Source organism: Enhygromyxa salina (genome assembly GCF_002994615.1).
Classification (GTDB): domain Bacteria; phylum Myxococcota_A; class Polyangia; order Nannocystales; family Nannocystaceae; genus Plesiocystis; species Plesiocystis salina_A.
Map to the genome: position 1 here is coordinate 40,022 of NZ_PVNK01000112.1, position 17,813 is coordinate 57,834.

The window sequence follows — 17,813 nt, forward strand, 5'->3', positions numbered from 1 at the left end:
GCAGCGGCCAGGCCCATCGAGGGATGGTCGCAAACAGGTGGCCGAACGACCAAACGCGGCAGACACACACCAACGAGCCCGGTCCAGGCTCAGACGTGAGAAGTCGCGCGAATCGGTGATCCGCTGCACAGGTACTCAGCCTCCTGGCGCGCGCGGCCCCAAAAGGGCGACGGGGCTGGTAGATCGTGCGGCGATGACCACCGAAGCCGGCGATCCCTATCGTGCGCCCCGCGGCGTCACCCTCGTAACCGGGGGCAGCGGCCACTTTGGCGCCAATTTGGTCCGCCGCCTCCTCGCCGAGGGCCACGAGGTCCGGGCGCTGATCCAACCCGAGGCCAACAACCGCGCCCTCGACGGCCTCGAGCTCGAGCGCTTCGCCGGCGACGTCCGCGACCCGCTACGGATGCGCGAGGCCTGCGGCGGCTGCGGGCAGGTGTTTCACGCCGCCGCCAAGGTCTCGACCCGGGCCCCGACCCCCGCACAGGAGCGCGAGATCTGGGAGATCAACGTGCTCGGCACCCGCAACGTGGTCCGCGCGTGCCTCGACGAGGGCGTCGATCGGATGTGCCTGACCGGCTCGTTCTCGGGCATCGGCATCGACCCCGAGACGCCGTCGCGGCCGGTCCACGAGGGCATGCCCTTTTATCCCTTCATGGACTGGCTGCCCTACGCGCGCAGCAAGACCCTGGCCGAGCACGAGGTCCTCAAGGGCGTCGCCGAGGGGCTCGAGGCCGTGATCGCGATCTCGACGGGCATCATCGGACCCCACGACTTTTTGCCCTCGCGGACCGGGAAGGTCTTGATCGACTTCGCCTCGGGCAAGCTGCGCGGCTACATGCCCGGCGGCTCGGAGTTCGTCCGCGCGGCCGACCTCGTCGAGGGCCACCTCCTGGCCATGGCCAAGGGCAAGCCCGGGCGCCGCTACCTGCTGTCGACGGAATTTTTGACCCTCGACGGTCTCTTGGATGTGTTCGCCGAGCTGGTCGGCCGGGCCAAGCCGCGGCTGCGCGTGCCCGTGCCCCTGATGAAGACGCTCTCGCGCGCCTACGCGTCGACGGTCCGCCGGGTGGTGCCCGACGCGCCTCAGCGACTGACGCCGGGCGCGATCGAGATCCTGGCGATGAACCGCCACGCCGACATCTCGCTGGCTCGCGAGGAGCTCGGGTTCGAGCCGACCTCGATCCGCGAGGCCGCGCGCGAGGCCCACGAGTTCTTCCGCGACCAGGGCATGCTCTGCCGATGAGGCCGCGTGGGGCCGTAGGCTGGCGGCCGAGGGGCGACGAACGTTTGGGCTGAGTCGAGGCCGCAGCGCTCGACTCAGGACGAGCTGCGCTTGCGCTTGGGTTTGCGCCCGAGCCGCAGCGCCGAGCCTGTGTGCGTGCCCTCGCTGCCGACCCGCGCCGACGCGCTGCCGGTCCCGGTCCCGGTCCCGGTGATCTCGCGTCGCCCCGGGGCCTCGGGCGGGCGCTGAGGTCGGCCGGCGCGACGAAGGCTGCCCTTCTTGGCCCGGCGCCGGGCCTGGGCGGCGTTGTCGTCGAGCCACGGCGACGAGGGCTCGCGCTCGCGGGCGGGGGGTGGCTCGGGCAGCTCGGGCAGCTCGGGCAGCGGGGGCAGCTCGAGGCCGATCAGGTCGTGTTCGGGGGTCGACCGGTCCCGGTTGCCGGGGTCGTGGCGGCCGGCTCGCGCGACGGTGCTGTCGCGGCTGTCCTCCCACACTCGCTCGCTCTGGACCTCACCGTAGTCCGGCGCGCCGCCGGGGGCCGCAGACGGATCCCGGGGGCGCGGACCGACGCCGCCTCGCGCGGGGTCGTAGACCGGCTCTCGCTGACCTCGAGCGAAGGGCTCGGTCGGCTGCTGGTCTCGGGTGTTGGGCACGTCGTGATGGTCGTGGCCACCATGGCCCCCGTGGCCATCGTGGCCATGATGGCCATCGTGGCCGCCGTAGCCGTAGTCCGGCATGGGCCGATAGACGTCGCTGCCCCTGATCTGGGGCGCGTCATGGTCCTGCGCGTAGTCGTCTTGGCTGAGGTCTCGCCCGTAGTCTTGGCCCGGTCGCGGTCGGCCGCGCTCGCGTGGACGACCGCGCCGGCCCGCATCCGAGTCCGAGTCGGAGTAGCTGGTCCCGTACTCGGGCGGCGGCTCTCGGATCCAGTCGCCCTCGGAAGGCTCCCTCGGGTAGCGGACGCCTCGCCCCCCGCGAGGGTCCTCGCCGCTGTCTTGGGCCGGGCCCCGCTCGTGGTGCTCGCGCGCAGCTTCGCGTCGGGCTCCTCGCGGCTCGCCCCAGTCCTCGCGGGCCTGGTCCCGGCCCGGCTCGCGCCCGTAGCCCGGCTCGTAGCCGAGCTCGTGGTCCATCGCGTTCGGCGCGGCGTCCCGGTAGTCGTCCCGCGGCGGCTCGAGCGAGTCTCCGAGCCAGGGCGCGGCCGTCAGCTCGCTGTCGCGGCCGGCGGCGACGGCGTCGAAGATCTCGCTCGCGAGCCCGATCCCGGGCGGACGCCAGCCGCCGTTCATCTTGTCGTGCATCAGCTCTTGCACCTGGCGCAGGAGCGCGAAGTACTCCTTGCGCGTGCGCTTCTCGTTGAGCACGTAGAACTCGCCGCCTGCGATGCCAACGCAGGCGAGGCAGTGCACGCAGTCGGTGCACGCCACGCACAGCGTCAGGTAGCGCGAGTTCGTGCAGTCGCGCGAGTCGTCGCAGTAGCTGATCTTGCGGCAGCCGACGCAGCGCTTGGACTGGGTCGCGCCGACGCAGTCGATGCACTCCTCGCAGTAGGTGCAGTCTTCGCAGGAGTCACAGCCGACGCAGAATCGACAGTGATTGCACGCGCGGCAGTCCTCGCAGCTGAAGTTGCCCTCGCCGGGATCGTCGTCGCTCGCCTCTCGATCTTCGATCAGGTTCTCGAGCGCGCGCAGGAAGTCGTCGAGGGTCATGTCGGGACGATCGAGGGTACGCGGCTCGGGAGGTCAGATCCAAGCCCTGTCTGTGCGGACCTATGGACGGACGCGCAAGGGCACGACTACACTCCGCCGACCTCATGCTCCGCGAACGCGCCATCGGAGGCAACGCGCCAGTCGCGCTACTCCTCGGGACACTTGGGATCCTCGGGGCCCTCGGCTGCAGCCCCCAGGTCGGCGACCCATGCAAGCGCGCCACCGACTGCGGGCTCGACGGGGTCCGGCAGTGCGACGTGTCCAACGCCTCGCGCGATCCCGACCAGGATGGCGAGTGCATCGTCGAGAACTGCAGCTTCGGGGTCTGCCCCAGCGAGGCCGTGTGCGTGAAGGTGTACGCCAGCGACTTCGTCTCGATCGCCTGCGACCCGGACACCGAGGACATCGGCAGCGACAACTGCCTGCCCAACGAGGTCTGCCTGCCCGAGGGGCTGTGCGCCGACGAGATCCGGGCGCGGACCAGCTGCCGCCGCAAGTGCAAGACCGACAGCAACTGCCGCAGCAACTACAAGTGCGAGGAGACCGGCGTGGGCGGGGTCTACGTCGCGCCGGATCCCAGCGATCCCACGCGCCAGCTCAGCGCGAAGATCTGCGTGCCGCGCTAGCTCGAGCGGCGTGACCAGGAGCCAGCGCCGCGCGCCCGGACGCTCCGAGCTACTCCAACCACGCGCAGATCCGCTCGATCGCCTCGAGCGTGCCTGGACAATTGCGGTGCAAGAAGGACTCGTCGAGCTGACCGTCAAAGCCCGCGAGCTCGCGCAGCGCCTGCGCGCCATCGAAGTTGACGTAGGCCAGGCGCGCCGTCAGCTCGGCGCGCGGCCGGCCAAACTCCGAGCCAGGCAAGATCGCGACCCCGGTATCGTCGAGCAGCCGCCGACACAGCTCGACGCTGTCGGTCACGCCTCGGGTCGAGAGTCGCTCGCGCAGCGGGGAGAAGTCGGGGAACAGATAAAAGGCGCCCTCCGGCATCGGGCAGCGCAGGCCGGCCCGCTGGAGGCGGGTGGCGATCCAGTTGCCGAGCAGGGCGAGGATCCGGCGTGAGTCGGCGAGGTAGCGCTCGATCTCGGGTCCGCCCTCGAACGCGCGCACGGCCGCAAATTGGATCGGCGCCGAGGTCGAGGTGAAGGTCTCGCTCGCGGCCGCGGCCATGGCGTCGAGGAGCCAGCGCATGCGCGGCGGAAACAAGAAGGTCCCGAGCCGCCAGCCTCCGGCGCCGCACCACTTGCTCAGGCCCGACGAGACGATCGTGCCCTCGGGGTAGTAGCGGGCCATCGACACGTGCTCGCCCGCGTGGTGGAGCTCGCCGTAGATCTCGTCGCTGAGCAGGACCACGCCGTTGCGCTTGGCGACCTTGGCCAGCTGCTTGCACTGCGCGGGGCTGTAGGTCCGCCCGGTCGGGTTGGCCGGGTAGTTCAAGATCACGATCCGCGGTCGCCCGGGGTCCTCGGCGCACAGCTCGTCGAGGCGCTCGGGCTGCAGGCGCCAGTCGTCGTCCTGATCGGTCTGGACCATGCAGACCCTGCGCCCGATGATCTTGGCCTGGGGCGCGTAGGACACCCACGCAGGCGTGGGGATGACGAGGTCACCGTAGTAGACCAGCTGGAGCAGAAACATCAGCTCCTTGCTGCCGGGGCCGATCAGCACGTCGTCGCCGCTGCGCGAGATGTCGGCCCGGCGAGCGTGATAGTCGGCGACGGCGTCGCGCAGGGCCCGGAGGCCGCGCACGGGCAGGTAGTCCTTCTCGCCCGCGTGCGTGCGCAGAGCCTCGACGACCGGCTCGGCGACGGGGAAGGGCGACTGGCCGAGCCCGAGCTTCCAGACCTTGCGGCCGTCGGCGATCAGCTGATCGCTGTGCTCGTTGATCGCTACGGTCGCCGAGCTCCGCATCCCACGGACGTTGAGGTTGAGGTGGACCTTCGGGCGCCGAGACACGATTGATCATGATGGTAGCGACGGACCGGCGCCCGTGTCGACATCCAAGTCGACCGAATCTGCGCGCTCGAGCTCTACGAGCCCGGGATGTCGAGATACGTGAGCTCCAGGAACGCCGCCAGCGCCGGCGCGAGCGAGGCCATGTGATCGCCGGGGACCTCGATCTTCTCGAAGGGCTTGCCGAGCTCCCACGCGCGTCGCTCGAGCGCCGCGGCGTTGTCGATGAACCACGGATCGTCGCGGCCGACATAGGCGACGTGGCGGTGCACCATCCACGGCAAGTTGGGCCCGAGCACGCGCAGCTCGGTCTCGCTCGGATCGCTGGGGTCAAAGCGCACGAGCTCGCGGTTGCCCGTTGACGCGGCCCAGCGCCCAAAGGTCTCGGGCACGTAGATCCCCCCGCAGCTGGCCGACATCCGCAGCGGCAGCTGCGGGTACAAGCTCAACATCGCCGCGACCGCGCCGCCGATGCTGTGCCCGAACGCGTAGACTCGCCGCCGGTCGACCATCGGCTGGGCCGCGAGCCACTCGACGGCCGCGCGAGCGTCGTCGACCTCGCCCCACAGCAGCTCGAAGTCGCCGGGGTTGCCGTTCTCGCCCCGGAGCGTCGGCGCCATGACCACGTAGCCGGCGTCGAGGAAGGGCCGCACGGCCTCGAAGTCGTCGGGCCCGAAGGCGAAATCCCCGTGAAAGTAGACCAGCGCCGGGGCGCTGCGAGAGCCGCTCGCGCCGAGCGGCGTCGCGTACCAGGCCCGCAGCGAGAGCTCGCCAGAGGGATAGGTCACGGACTGGACCCCGCGCGGCGGCGCGTCGTCGCTGTACTCGCCCGGCGAGGGGCCGAGCTCACGCAGCTGGGTCTCGTGTGCGTGACGACGGGCGAGGTAAGGCGTTGTCGGTTCCGCGCGCACGACCTCGTCGGGGCGCGCGACCTCGCTTTTGCGACAGCCCGCGGGTCCTACGCCGAGCGCGAGCGCGACGCTGATCAGCGCCGCGGGACTCCAGCCGGCTCCCAGAGCCACAAGCCGCGCTCGGGAGTGCCGCACGGACCGCATGGCTCGAGTGTGCGGGTTGTGCGGGTCCCGGTCCATGGCCGACTTTGGTCGGGACCGGGATCCTGGCGCGTCGCATGACACACGCGCCCGAGCTTGCGCCGCTGCCGAGCCGAGTGCATGTTCCGCCGCGAGTGACCACCAGCGACCATACCCGCGAGGACATCCGAAACCTCGCGATCATCGCCCACGTCGACCACGGCAAGACCACCCTCGTCGACGCGCTGCTCAGCGAAGCAGGCGCGTTCGAGCGAGGGGAGCTCGGCGTCGAGCGGGCCCTCGACAGCGGAGACCTCGAGCGCGAGCGCGGGATCACGATCACGTCCAAGCCCACGGCGCTGTCGTGGAAGGACCACCGCATCAACCTCGTCGACACCCCAGGCCACGCCGACTTTGGCGGCGAGGTCGAGCGCGTGCTCAACATGGTCGACGCCGCGCTCGTGGTCGTCGACGCGTTCGAGGGCCCGATGCCCCAGACCCGCTTCGTGACCGAGAAGGCCGTCGAGATGGGCCTGCAGATCCTGCTCGTGGTCAACAAGATCGACCGGCCCGGCTGCGACCCTCACGGGGCCGTCGACGCGACCTTTGATCTGCTCGACGGGCTCGGCGCGAGCGACGAGCAGCTCGATTTCCCGGTCGTGTTCTGCTCGGCCCGCGAGCGCTACGTCATGGCCGAGCCCGACGACGCGGACAGCGAGCGTGAGCCGATCTCGAGCATCCTGGATCTGATCATCGAGCGCGCGCCCCCGCCCAAGGTCCAGCTCGACGCAGCCCCGGCGATGTGGGTCTCGACCCTCCACCACGACAACTACCTCGGCTACCTCGCGATCGGCCGGATCGACAGCGGCACGATCGAGTCGGGCAAGCGCCTCGCGCAGATCCGGCCCGTGCCCGGCCGCGAGCCCGACCCCGTCGGCGACTGCGCCGAGCAATTCCGCGTGACCAAGCTCCTCGGCTTTCAGGGCCTGCGCCGGTTCGAGATCACCGAGGCCCGCGCGGGCGACATCGTCGCGGTCGCGGGCATGAGCACGCTGCAGGTCGGCGACACCCTGACCGACACCGCGCCCGAGCGCCGCCGCGTGTTCCCGGCCCTGGCCGTGGATCCGCCGACCCTCTCGGTCCGCTTCCGCGTCAACGACGGGCCCTTCGCCGGACGCGAGGGCAAGTGGGTGACCTCGCGCAAGCTCGCCGAGCGCCTGTTTCGCGAGCTGCGGTCCAACGTCGCGCTGCAGGTCGAGAACACCGAGTCAGCCGAGGAGTTCGAGGTCTCGGGCCGCGGCGAGCTCCACCTCTCGGTCTTGATGGAGACCATGCGCCGCGAGGGCTACGAATTTTGCGTCTCTCGCCCGCGCGTGATCGTGCGCGAGCGCGAGGACGGCACCCTCGAGGAGCCCTACGAGAACCTCGTGGTCCAGTGCGACAGCGCCTACTCGGGCGCCGTGATCGAGAAGCTCGGGCGCCGCAACGGCGAGATGACCGCGATGGAGGAGCTCGGCAACGGCCGGGCCAAGATGGGGTTCAAGATCCCCGCGCGCGGTCTGATCGGCTACCGCTCGGAGTTCATGACCGACACCCGCGGGACCGGGATCGTCGCGTCGATCTTCGCGGGCTACGGGCCCCACCTCGGCACCACCCGCCATCGGCCCCGCGGCGTGCTCGTGGTCCTCGAGCCCGGCGAGACCATGACCTACTCCCTCGCCCGGCTCCAAGATCGCGGCGTGCTGTTCGTCGGGCCCCAGGTCCCGACCTACCAGGGCATGATCATCGGCGAGCACAGCCGCGAGAACGACCTGATCGTCAACCCGAACGTGAACAAGAAGTTCACCAACGTGCGCTCGGCCGGCGCCGACGAGAAGCTGTTCTTGACCCCCGCGCGCGAGATGAGCCTCGAGGAGGCGCTCGCCTTCATCGAAGAGGACGAGCTGCTCGAGGTCACGCCCGCGAACCTCCGCCTGCGCAAGCGCTGGCTCGACCACAACGTCCGCAAGCGGATGGAGAAGGCCGCCGCCGCCGTCGGGACCTGAGCCCCGGGTCCTTGGCCAGGCACCCCGACGCCGTGGCTCCATTGAATTGAACTCACATCGGGGACTTGCTACGTCTGGGCTGTGCCTCGCCGTAGCTTGCCCCTGACGCTGTTGTTGTTGACCGTCGCGCTCGGCCCCGCTTGCAGGGGGGACGACGCGAGCGCCATCAATGAGGACGGCGACACGAGCGACACGGGCGACGCCGACGACACGGGCGACACGGGCGACGCCGAGCCCGTCGAGCCCTTCGACGAGTTCCCGGGCCTCAGCGCCGAGGTCCGGATCGACATCGACGAGCGCGGCATCCCCCACATCTACGGCGCGACCGACAACGACGTCGCCTACGCCTCGGGCTATCAGATGGCGACCGAGCGCCTGTTTCAGATGGCGCTGCTGCGGCGCCGCGCCCTCGGGCGCCAGGCCGAGGTCCTCGGCCCGGACTTCGTCGACCAGGACATCGTCTCGCGCACCTTCAACCTGCGGCGGTGGGGCCACCTCAACGCCGAGCGCCTCCGCGAGGAGGGGCCCGACGTCTACAACTACATCATCTCGTGGCTCGCCGGGGTCAACGCCCGGATCGCCGAGGTCAACGCCGGCGAGGTCCCGCTGCCCTACGGCTTCGCCGAGGCCGGGTTCACGCCCGAGCCGTGGGAGCGCGACGACGAGTTTGCGATCGGCAAGCTGTTTTATCTGGCCAACTCCAACACCTTCGAGAACGACCTGCTCGCGACGGTTTTGCGCGACAACATCCCCGGGACCTGGAACAGCTTCGAGCTCGGCAAGCCGATGTTCCCGGTCGCGATCATGCCCGACGACGAGGTCCCCCAGGGCATGAAGCCCGACACCGGGCCCTCGCACCTCGACAAGGCCCGGGCGCCGCAGCCCATGGATCCCTACTCCCCGGCGGCGGTCCACGACGCGCTCGACCGCCTCCACCACGCCATGAGTCACGTCGGCGGGTCCGGCCCCTTCGGCAGCAACAACTGGGCGATCGACGGTCGCCACACCGCCAACGGCCGCTCGCTGATCGCCAACGATCCCCACCAGCCGCTCGAGAGCCCGTCGCTGATGTACGCCCAGCACCTCAACAGCATCGACGAGGGCACGGGCACCCAGGACGTGATCGGCTTCTCCTTCGCCGGGAGCATGGGCGTGCAGCTCGGCCACAACCGCAAGCTCCACTGGGCCGCGACCACCAACTTCGCCGACGTCATGGATCTGTGGGACGTGCGCGTCGAGGGCGAGGGCGTCTGGGCCGGCGAGGACTACGTCGAGTGGGTCGCGCGCGAGGAGCTGATCGAGGTCGCGGGCGCCGAGCCGGTCGTGCTCGAGCTCAAGGACGTGCCCGACTACGGCGTGATCGTGCCCTCCGAGCTGATCCCGCTGCCGATCGCGGGCGCCGGGCGCGAGCTTCTCGTCAACTGGACCGGGTTCGCGGCGACCAACGAGGAGCAGTGCTTCGCGCGGATGTCGGCGGCCCAGGACATCCCGAGCTGGGAGGCCGGCGCGGATCTGATGGAGGTCGCCGGCTTCAACTTCGTCGCCGCGACCGCCGACGCGATCTCCTATCGCGTCCACATCTTGGTCCCCGATCGCGACCTCAGCGGCGGCGCCTTGCCCTACGTCGTCATCGACGGCGACGACGACGCGTCCTACTGGACCAGCTACCTCTCGGAGGACCAGCTCCCCAGCAGCCACGCCGACAGCCGCGGGTGGATCGCCTCGGCCAACAACGACCCCTGGGGCTTCACCTTCGATGGCGACGTGACCAACGACCCCTTCTACTACGGCTTCTTCTACGCCGCCGGTCACCGGGCCAAGCGCCTCCACGACGAGCTCGAGCGCCTGACCGAGCAGGGCGAGGTGAGCGTGCAAGACATGCAGGCGCTGCAGCTCGACAGCCACAGCCCGATGTCCGACGAGCTGCTCCCGATCGTGCTCGACGCGGCCGCCCAGATCGGGACCAACATCGACCTCGCCGAGTTCGAGGGCAACGAGGACATCCAGACCCTCGCCGCCGCGCTCGACAGCTGGGATCAGACCATGGACCGCGACTCGGCCGGCGCGCTGATCTGGCACCTGTGGCTGCACAACATGGCCTGGGAGGCGGTCCAGGACGACTTCGCGTTCCTCTATACCCTCGTGTTCGCCGAGCAGCCGCCCTACATCATCAAGATCCCCGCGCTGGCCATGCTCCACCAGTACTCGACCGACGGGCTGCTGCAGGTCAGCCGCGAGTGGATCGCGGTCGAGGCCCTTCGCCGGACCGCCGAGTGGCTCAACCAGACCTACGGCAGCGTCGACCCTGGCGGCTACAGCTGGGCCGACATGCACGGGACCCGGTTCAGCAACCCCTTCGGCGGCGAGCTCGACGGCGGCTGGACCCCGACCAACGGCGGCGAGGACACCCTCAACGTGTCCTCGTCCAACTTCTACGCCGGGCCCAGCGGCGATCCGGCCGAGCGCTTTGACTCCAACGACGGGCCGATCTTCCGGGTGGTCACGAGCTTCGCCGAGGACGGCACGCCCGAGGCGACCGTGAACTTCCCGCGCGGCAACTCGGGCGAGCCGGGGTCTCCGCACTGGGACGACACCCTCGAGGACTGGGCCAACGGCGTGTACTCGCCGCTGCCCTTCCGCCGCGAGGAGGTCGAGGCCGCGACTCAGAGCAGCTTCACGCTCACGCCCTGAACCGGGCTTTAACGCGGCTTCACGGTGTCCCGCGTGGCGCTCGCCTCGTCGCTGCCCTCGCCATCGAGCGGGCAGCGCATGCTCTCCACGTGAAACTCCACCCGCCGGTTCCTGTGCCGCTGGCCAGCGCTATCGTTCGGTCCCAAGGGCCGAGACATGCCGAGCCCGACAGCCGAGAGCCGGCTGGCCTCGACGCCGTGCGCCACCAGCCAGCTCACGACCGCGTCGGCGCGGGCCTGGCTGAGCTCTAGGTTGCGGTCGGCGGCCCCGACGTTGTCGGTGTTGCCTTCGACCCGCAGCTTGGTGATCTCTGGCTGATTGGCGAGGACCTCCACGATGGCCTTCAGGAGGTCCTCATCGTGCTCGTCGACGACGGCGCTGCCGGTCGCGAACTCGATCTTCTCGCCGAGGCGAAGCTGGCAGTCCGCGAGCTCGATCTGGGCTGGCACCTTTGGGTAGAGCTGAAACTGGAACGACAGATCAGGGCTCTGGGCGATCATGTTCGGGGTCGTGAAGTCCATGCGACCGTCGAGGGAGCTGAGCAGCTCCGCGTTCTCCATGACCGGCCACCACGGGGCGACGTCCAGGCCCGCCTCACCATCGTGATAGGACCACGCGACAAACTCGGAGCAGATCATCGCCATCTGACCGTCGTCGGTCCCGGCGACGAAGGTCACGACCGCGCGTACGACCCAGCCGGCGGTCGAGGCGAGCCCGGCGACGAAGCTGTCCCACCAAGACTCCGAGTCATCGAGGCGGACGCGGTTGTCGTTGGCGACGAGGGCCATGCTCGCGATCGCGGCGAGCTGCCCCCACGCGTAGGGGACCTGCCAGTATTTGGACTTCTCGACCACCCAGTACTGCTGCTCGTCGGTGATGCCATCCCGCCGATATACGTCCAGTGTCGTGCAGCCCGCGACGGTGTCTTGGAGGGTGTGTGTGACCAACCCCTCGGAGAGCATCTCGGCCGTCTGGTCGTCGCCGAGGTAGAGCGCGACGTGTGAGTACCACGGTCGTCCGAGGCGATTGGGCTGGCCGAGTTGCATGCGCTCCGCCACCTGGATCCCCGGGCTGATCAGCGTGTTGCCCTGGCACAAGAGGATGTCTCCGGGCTGCAAGCGATGATCTCGCAGGGGCTGCTCCGGCCCGCCGACGACCCGCACCGCGGTCGGTGCAAACCCCGGAGCGCTCGCGGCCAGGTAGACATCGGAGTCCAACCTGACCCGGACCCTGAATCGTGCGACCCCATTGGCGTCGGTGCTGACCACGGCGCGCTGTCCGATCGCGAGGCGCACGGCTTGGTTGAAACCGCTCAGCGTAATGTTTGTGGGTTGCCCAGCGGGTGCCGGCCCTTGCAACGCGATCGCTACATCCACGACGGTGCCGGGGAGCGCGTGAATCACCGACTGTGCGGCCTCCAGCTGCGGACGAACCTCGAAGGTTGTCCACTGGGAAGCATCGGCGGCGCCGGGGTTGAGCAGTACGCGCCCCGAGCCCTCGGGCTCGCCACCGACGTACCAGGCGTCGTAGAGCCCGTGGGGCAGCTGCGGGACCTCGAATCCGATCACGTTGCCCATGCGCTTGGGCGCGCGGTTTGGCAGCAGGACCGGCTCGGCCGTCCAGACCTGCGCGTCGGCAGCGATCTCGCCGCCGACTGCGTGCTGCCTGAGCAGGATCTCCGAAGGGGGGCGGGTGTCGGTGCTCGGGAACGCCATCAAGCTCCCGGGCGGGACCGAGGCGACGACGAGCGGCTGGCCGTCGATCCCCGTCACGTGGGGGATGTTGAAGTCCTCGCCGGGGAGCGGGACTGGGCCGTCGGTATAGATCGGTGCGTATCGGGGGCTGGACAGCTCGGCCCCCGCGTGTCCGTGGCAACCGGCCCCGAGCGCGGCGAAGAGCAGCAAGCCGACCACGAGCGTCGGGCGCGCGATCACACTGCAGTGTACCGCGGGTCTGCTCGCCGACGAAGGCCGCCGTATCGCCCGGGGCGCCAATCGCTTCGTCGATGTTCGAGGCACGAACTGGCGGATCGCGCGACCCGTGCCGCAGCCGCCGCACCGCCTGGTCGCGAATCTCTCACCGCCGAGACTCGCCGGCCTCGCGAGGGTGCGGCTGGCGTCAGCTGGCCAGCTCTCGAAGGGTCGAGAGGCTGGGCACGAACAGATCGCTCCCGCCACGAAGCTCGACGAAGCGCGGCAGCTCCCGGCGACGTCAGGGTTGGGGGCGCCGGGCGCGACGAACTTTGTCTTGTTCCGTGGTCAGAGCCGATGACGCGAGGGTCCCATTCATCCAGTTTTGTTGGACGTACTCGAACAGCCGCGGGCGCCCTCACGCTCGATTGCAAGAGCCCAACCGCGAGACAAGGCTCGGTGTCACCCGACTCAGTCGCCGACAGACCAAGGCCGCGCGCTTCGACAAGACCGACGGGGCAACGGCTGTGGCATTTTGCGTGGACACCACCGGTGAGACCTCGGATATCCACACGGTTCAATACTTCCCCGGTGATCCGATGGTCGATAAAATCATGCGCGAGACCGTCGCGACCTGGCGCTTCGAGCCTTTCATGGTTGATGGCAAAGCCATCAAGGCCTGCACCCAAAAGGTCTTCAAGCTCGAGTTCAAGTGACTTGATCTTGAAGGGCCCACTCGCCCGGCTGGCGGTCGGACATGCGCGCTGTGTCGCCGCCGCCGCGCTCAGCTCGGATCTCGATCGAGAAAGCCGATCAAGGCCTGGTTGAACGCCTTGGGGTGCTCCATGTTGGGCGCGTGGCGAGCGTCCGGGAGCACGACCAGCTCGGCGTCGAGCATCTTCGCCAGGCGCTGGCCGGCGGCGAGCGGGAACACCGGATCGTTTTGGCCCCACAGGACCAGGGTCGGCCGCGGCGCGGGCAGGGGCCGGCTCGTCAAGTCGTCGATGTTGTCGACGAGCGCGTCGACGAGCGCGGCCTTCTCTTGGGGCCGGTCACCGTAGAGGCCCGTGAGGATCTGGCGCTTGGCCCAGGCGGGGACCTTGGGCGGCCGCTGGTAGGCGAGGTCGAGCAGCACCTGGACGCCGTCCTCGTCCGTCGGGATCAAAAACTCGGCGGCCGAGTCGACCTCGAAGCGATCGCACAGGGCGCGATACTCGTCGAGGGAGAACGCGCGGCCGGGGCTGTCGACGAAGGCCATCTTGCGCACGCGCTCGGGCTCGACCAAGGCGAGCTCATGGGCGACGAGCCCGCCGTAGCTGACCCCGACGACGTCGACGGCCGGGAGCTCGAGCTCATCGAGCAGCAGCTGCATCGCGTGGACCTGCGCGTCGAGGGAGAAGTCTCGGGTGTCGGAGCTCGACGCGCCAAACCACAGCAGATCCGGGACGATCACCCGGCGGGTCTTGGCCAGGGCCTCGACCTGGTCCGGCCACTGCCAGATCGCCGACGCGCCAAAGCCGTGCAAGAGCAGCACCGGTGTGGCCTGGCTGACGGCCCCGCCATCTTGGTAGGCCAGGGTCACGCCGTCTTTGGTCAGGCGCTTGGCGTCGAGCTGCGCGCGATCGTAGCGGTGCTCGAGGTGACGCTCGGTCATGCGCACGACGTTGCAGCCGCTCGTGATCACGAGCCCGAGCAGCGCGCTCGCAACCCAGCGCGAGGCGTGACCTGGGGTCATGGCGGCGCGCCTCATCCGAGCTCCTTGTCGATGTCGATGCAGAGGCCGGCCGCCGCGGCCGCGCCCTTCGAGTCGCCGAGGCCCGCGCGCTCGAAGGTCGAGACGGGCAGCAACCCCGCGCTCGCAAGCGGCAGCGTGCTCGGGTGTCGGGTCATGACGCGAGGTTACCCCGGGACCGAGGGGCCCGGGCCGGCGAGGTTGCGACGCGCGGCCGAGCTCGCGGAGCGACGAGCGTGAGGATCAGCGCGTCAGCGACGGCTACCGGCCATGCCCTCGGCGGCGCACGAGTGAGCTCAGCATCCTCGGCTGTCACGGCCGCTTCACAGCGGCGAGTCCATCGCCAGCGCCCCCACCACGCCAGTGGGACTTTGACTCGAGAGTGTTTTTATCGTCTCCAAGACTCGGGGCTCCGCCCCGACAACCTCGCTCCGCTCGGCCCCCAGGTCCTAGGAGACTGGCTTTCGCCGCCTGCGGCGCCGTGATCGTCGAGGAGATGAGCATGAGCGTCGGCGCGGCCGAGTTCGGTGCCATTCTTGCGCGAAAATCACGCAATGGCGGTTCGGCCATCTCTTGCTCCTCACGCGCCTCGCCCGATCTCAAACGACAGATCAGATGGTCGTAGACACGAGAGATGGAGAACGAAGCCGTCAGCGTTGACCGCGGCGCGACCCAACTGCGGCGGCTGGAGACGCTCCTCGACGTTGCCTACGCGGTCTTGTTCGTGAACTTCATCATGTACCTCCCGGAGACGGAGGACATGGCCTGGACCGAACTGCCCTTGGGTCTGCTGTCTGTGCTCATCGACGATCACGTTGGCCTGATGAGGGTGGTCATCGGCGTCGGCCTGACGCTGATCTCGTGGAACCTGACCCACAAGCTGCTGGGGCCGCTCGAGCGGACGGACGCGTGGCACACCTTGCTCGCGCTGCTGCAGTTGATCTTCGTCTGCTTGTTCTTGTGGTTTGCGATCGCAGATCCGGAGCTCGTGAGTGTCTCCTCGAGGGCAGGTCAGAGCCTCTGTCTCGCGGTGTCCGGCTTCATCGGCAGCGCAGGTTGGGGCTACGCTCGCAAGAGGGAGCTCACCCCGGCCGGGATGAGTGAAGCCGAGAAAGATGAGGTGCTCGAGAACGCCATCATCGAGCCCACCACAGCCTTGCTGAACACCGGGTTGGCGTTCATCGGACCCGAGGTGTGGACAGCAGGGTGGTTCGTGATTCCCGTGGTGTTGATCAGCGTGCAGAAGCGAGTGGCGCGAAGGGGGTGATGGCTCGAAGATCGCAAACTACGCGCACGCGGGGTGCAGTCGGGCCTCGGCGAGGGGCCCGGGGTGAGCCGCGAGCGAGCCGGTCCAGCGCGGCCTGCTCGGCGACAACCGGTTGTGCCCTCGCCGCGGCCGCGGCCGCGGCGAGGTCGGCTGCTCACGCCGGTCCTGAGCGCCTGCGCGAGCGATAATTTCAGGGCGTCGCGGCCTCCATGTCCATCCACATCGGCTCCCAGTGGTGGCCGTCGGGGTCGTAGAAGCCGCGCCCGTACATGAACCCGTGGTCGGTCGGCTCCATTGCCGGGCGGCCGCCGTTGGCGAGGGCGACCTCGGCGATCTCGTCGACGCGGGCCCGGCTCTCGCAGGAGAAGGCCGTCATCGCCTCGGTGTGGCTGCCCGTGTCGCACAGCGAGCGCTTGGTGAAGGTCGAGAAGAACTCGCGCCGCAGCAGCATCACGTAGGCGCCCTCGTTGATGACCATGCACGCGGCCTTTTCGTCGGTGAACTGGGGGTTGAACTCGAAGCCGAGCTTGGTGAAGAACGCTTTCGAGCGCTCGAGGTCGGCGACGGGGAGGTTGAGGTAAATTTGGCGGGCTTGCTTGTCGGCCATGGTGAAGATCCTCGTTCGGGTGTTCAATCAGGTCTTCATGCAATTAAAAGCCCACTGGACGCCGAAGGGATCGGTGAGGGCGCCGAACTTGGCCCCCCAAAAGGTGTCGTGAATGGGGACGTTGACTTCACCGCCCTCGGCGAGGGCGGTAAACTTTTGGGCCATGTCCTCGAGGTCGTCGAGTTCGAGCGCGATCTGGACCTGGCGGGCGTTCGACTCGCCACGGTCCGAGGTCCGGTCGCTGACCATGATCGAGGCGGCGCCGAGCTTCACGTCCGCGTGCAGGATCCGCTCGCGGTCTGCGGGCACGCAGGTGCCGGCGTCGGCCGGCATCTCGCTGTAGCGCTGCAAGCTGACGATCTCGGCCCCTAGGGCCTGCTCGTAGTGCTTCAGCGCGTGCTCTGCGGTGCCGTCGAAGTAGAGGTAGGGGGTGGCTTGCTTGATGGGCATGCCCCCACAGACCCGGGCCGGGCCTGAAACTCATCGCTGGCCCGATCTTTTTTTGCGGCGGGCTCAGAGCGCCGGGGGCAGGCCGAAGCGGGGGAACAGCAGCTCGGTGTCGAGGAAGGAGTTCCAGCCGACGATCTCGACACCCTCGAGCTCGAGCACGACCAGCGCCCAGGGTCGATGGCCGCCGCCCGGATGAGCCCGATACTGGCCGAAGGCCGGCGAGCCACAGGCGGCGGTCGGGACCAGGCGCGAGCCTCGACACTCCGCGCCAGGGCCCCGGAGCCAGGCCCGGACCGGCTCCGGTCCGCGCAGCCACAGCGCGTAGGGCGGCATCGAGAAGCTCGCGTCCTCGCGCAGGAGCGAGGCCAGCTCGTCGACGTCGTAGCGCTCGAAGGCGGCGACGTAGCGATCGAGCAGCCGCTGCTGGGCGTGAGTCAGAGGCCCGGCCGGTCGGAGCTGGCGCTTTGCGAGGCTGGCCCGGGCCCGTTGCAGGGCGCTGTTGACCGCGGGCACCGAGGTCTCGAGGGTCTCGGCGATCTCGGCGGCGGACCAGTCGAGGATCTCGGCCAGCAGCAGGACCGCGCGCTGCTTCGGTGGCAGCTGTTGGAGGGCCGAGACGAAGGCGAGGCGGATGCTCTGGCGGAGGATCACCTGCTCGGCCGGATCGGCGTCCTTCGGGACCGCCGCGGCGTCGGGGATCGGTTCGAGCCAGTGGCTGCGTGGGCGCTCGGTTAGGACGCTCTCGACGGTGCCCGAGGGGCCCTCCTCGATCGGTCGGGCGCGGCGCTTGCGTTGGGCGAGGGCGTCGAGGCAGACGTTGGTCGCGATGCGGTACAGCCAGGTCCGCAGCGAGGCGCGGCCCTCGAAGCGATCGAGCGCGCGCCAGGCCCGGACCATGGTCTCTTGCACGGCGTCGTCGGCATCGACGGCCGAGCCGAGCATGCGGTAACAGTGCCCCGTCAGCGCCGTACGGTGCTCTTCGAGCTGGGCAATTGCCGCCTCCATCCCGGGGAAGCTACCACCGCTCGGGGCCCCGCGAGCCTGGCATCCATGCGGGGCGACCAGCAAGAGAGCTCGGCTGAGCTCACGGTCGACGACCAAGCACACTTCCCGAGAACTGCGTGGCCAGAGCGGCGAGCAGGTTGAGATCACGCCGCCCGGCACATCTGAGGCCGCTCCTGCCCTTGTCACTCGGCGCTCGC

Annotated in this window: 15 protein-coding genes; 6 read left to right on the forward strand and 9 right to left on the reverse strand. The window is 69.3% G+C overall.

Going from position 1 to position 17,813, the window contains the following annotated elements; translation table 11 throughout:
- Positions 1-193: 193 nt before the first annotated feature.
- Positions 194-1,243, forward strand: coding sequence for an NAD-dependent epimerase/dehydratase family protein (locus tag ENSA5_RS10790; RefSeq protein ID WP_106391553.1), 1,050 nt, complete (start codon positions 194-196; stop codon positions 1,241-1,243).
- Positions 1,244-1,317: 74 nt separating this feature from the next.
- On the opposite strand, the gene ENSA5_RS35815 is transcribed toward ENSA5_RS10790, so the two are convergent.
- Complete coding sequence (locus ENSA5_RS35815; protein WP_146155558.1) at positions 1,318-2,928, reverse strand: hypothetical protein; 1,611 nt, start codon at positions 2,926-2,928, stop codon at positions 1,318-1,320.
- Between the two features lie 104 nt (positions 2,929-3,032).
- Here ENSA5_RS35815 and ENSA5_RS10800 point away from each other — a divergent pair, with 104 nt between their 5' ends.
- Positions 3,033-3,554: a hypothetical protein gene (locus ENSA5_RS10800; protein WP_106391554.1), complete on the forward strand. Its 522-nt coding sequence runs from the start codon at positions 3,033-3,035 to the stop codon at positions 3,552-3,554.
- 49 nt (positions 3,555-3,603) lie between these two features.
- On the opposite strand, the gene ENSA5_RS10805 is transcribed toward ENSA5_RS10800, so the two are convergent.
- Both ENSA5_RS10805 and ENSA5_RS10810 read right to left on the reverse strand, forming a co-directional pair.
- A complete protein-coding gene (locus ENSA5_RS10805) occupies positions 3,604-4,881 on the reverse strand; it encodes a pyridoxal phosphate-dependent aminotransferase (protein WP_219906765.1) in 1,278 nt (425 codons plus the stop codon).
- Between the two features lie 74 nt (positions 4,882-4,955).
- Positions 4,956-5,789 carry an alpha/beta hydrolase family protein gene (locus ENSA5_RS10810; RefSeq protein ID WP_181197621.1) on the reverse strand — a complete coding sequence of 278 codons (834 nt, stop codon included), beginning with the start codon at positions 5,787-5,789 and terminating at the stop codon, positions 4,956-4,958.
- A gap of 275 nt (positions 5,790-6,064) precedes the next feature.
- On the opposite strand from ENSA5_RS10810, the gene typA reads away from it, so the two are divergent.
- Together typA and ENSA5_RS10820 are read left to right on the forward strand one after the other, a co-directional pair.
- Complete coding sequence (typA, locus tag ENSA5_RS10815; RefSeq protein ID WP_258182816.1) at positions 6,065-7,954, forward strand: translational GTPase TypA; 1,890 nt, start codon at positions 6,065-6,067, stop codon at positions 7,952-7,954.
- An 81-nt stretch (positions 7,955-8,035) separates the two neighbouring features.
- On the forward strand, positions 8,036-10,645 hold the full coding sequence (locus ENSA5_RS10820; RefSeq protein WP_181197622.1) for a penicillin acylase family protein: 2,610 nt from the start codon (positions 8,036-8,038) through the stop codon (positions 10,643-10,645).
- A gap of 8 nt (positions 10,646-10,653) precedes the next feature.
- Here the strand turns inward: ENSA5_RS10820 and ENSA5_RS10825 are convergent, their stop codons facing one another.
- Positions 10,654-12,579: an OmpA family protein gene (locus tag ENSA5_RS10825; RefSeq protein WP_106391557.1), complete on the reverse strand. Its 1,926-nt coding sequence runs from the start codon at positions 12,577-12,579 to the stop codon at positions 10,654-10,656.
- A 404-nt stretch (positions 12,580-12,983) separates the two neighbouring features.
- On the opposite strand from ENSA5_RS10825, the gene ENSA5_RS10830 reads away from it, so the two are divergent.
- Complete coding sequence (locus ENSA5_RS10830; RefSeq protein WP_106391558.1) at positions 12,984-13,271, forward strand: energy transducer TonB; 288 nt, start codon at positions 12,984-12,986, stop codon at positions 13,269-13,271.
- 68 nt (positions 13,272-13,339) lie between these two features.
- On the opposite strand, the gene ENSA5_RS10835 is transcribed toward ENSA5_RS10830, so the two are convergent.
- Positions 13,340-14,290, reverse strand: coding sequence for an alpha/beta fold hydrolase (locus tag ENSA5_RS10835; protein WP_181197623.1), 951 nt, complete (start codon positions 14,288-14,290; stop codon positions 13,340-13,342).
- An 11-nt stretch (positions 14,291-14,301) separates the two neighbouring features.
- Positions 14,302-14,445 carry a hypothetical protein gene (locus ENSA5_RS37425; RefSeq protein ID WP_181197624.1) on the reverse strand — a complete coding sequence of 48 codons (144 nt, stop codon included), beginning with the start codon at positions 14,443-14,445 and terminating at the stop codon, positions 14,302-14,304.
- Between the two features lie 476 nt (positions 14,446-14,921).
- Between ENSA5_RS37425 and ENSA5_RS10840 the strand changes: the two genes are divergently transcribed.
- Positions 14,922-15,554 (forward strand): hypothetical protein, encoded by a 633-nt coding sequence (locus ENSA5_RS10840; RefSeq protein WP_106391560.1) that lies wholly within the window; start codon positions 14,922-14,924, stop codon positions 15,552-15,554.
- A 190-nt stretch (positions 15,555-15,744) separates the two neighbouring features.
- On the opposite strand, the gene ENSA5_RS10845 is transcribed toward ENSA5_RS10840, so the two are convergent.
- The 3 genes from ENSA5_RS10845 to ENSA5_RS10855 all read right to left on the reverse strand — a co-directional run bounded on the left by ENSA5_RS10845 (position 15,745) and on the right by ENSA5_RS10855 (position 17,616).
- Positions 15,745-16,161, reverse strand: a complete 417-nt coding sequence (locus ENSA5_RS10845; RefSeq protein ID WP_106391561.1) for a VOC family protein — start codon at positions 16,159-16,161, stop codon at positions 15,745-15,747.
- A gap of 27 nt (positions 16,162-16,188) precedes the next feature.
- Positions 16,189-16,611 (reverse strand): VOC family protein, encoded by a 423-nt coding sequence (locus ENSA5_RS10850; protein ID WP_106391562.1) that lies wholly within the window; start codon positions 16,609-16,611, stop codon positions 16,189-16,191.
- A 63-nt stretch (positions 16,612-16,674) separates the two neighbouring features.
- Positions 16,675-17,616, reverse strand: coding sequence for a sigma-70 family RNA polymerase sigma factor (locus ENSA5_RS10855; RefSeq protein ID WP_106391563.1), 942 nt, complete (start codon positions 17,614-17,616; stop codon positions 16,675-16,677).
- Positions 17,617-17,813: the final 197 nt, after the last annotated feature.

Coding starts and splice junctions, on each gene's coding strand:
- ENSA5_RS10845 (WP_106391561.1), bottom strand. CDS start 16,161: ATGGCCGACAAGCAAGCCCGCCAAATTTACCTCAACCTCCCCGTCGCC.
- ENSA5_RS10840 (WP_106391560.1), top strand. CDS start 14,922: ATGGAGAACGAAGCCGTCAGCGTTGACCGCGGCGCGACCCAACTGCGG.
- ENSA5_RS37425 (WP_181197624.1), bottom strand. CDS start 14,445: ATGACCCGACACCCGAGCACGCTGCCGCTTGCGAGCGCGGGGTTGCTG.
- ENSA5_RS10850 (WP_106391562.1), bottom strand. CDS start 16,611: ATGCCCATCAAGCAAGCCACCCCCTACCTCTACTTCGACGGCACCGCA.
- ENSA5_RS10835 (WP_181197623.1), bottom strand. CDS start 14,290: ATGACCCCAGGTCACGCCTCGCGCTGGGTTGCGAGCGCGCTGCTCGGG.
- ENSA5_RS35815 (WP_146155558.1), bottom strand. CDS start 2,928: ATGACCCTCGACGACTTCCTGCGCGCGCTCGAGAACCTGATCGAAGAT.
- ENSA5_RS10855 (WP_106391563.1), bottom strand. CDS start 17,616: ATGGAGGCGGCAATTGCCCAGCTCGAAGAGCACCGTACGGCGCTGACG.
- ENSA5_RS10790 (WP_106391553.1), top strand. CDS start 194: ATGACCACCGAAGCCGGCGATCCCTATCGTGCGCCCCGCGGCGTCACC.
- ENSA5_RS10800 (WP_106391554.1), top strand. CDS start 3,033: ATGCTCCGCGAACGCGCCATCGGAGGCAACGCGCCAGTCGCGCTACTC.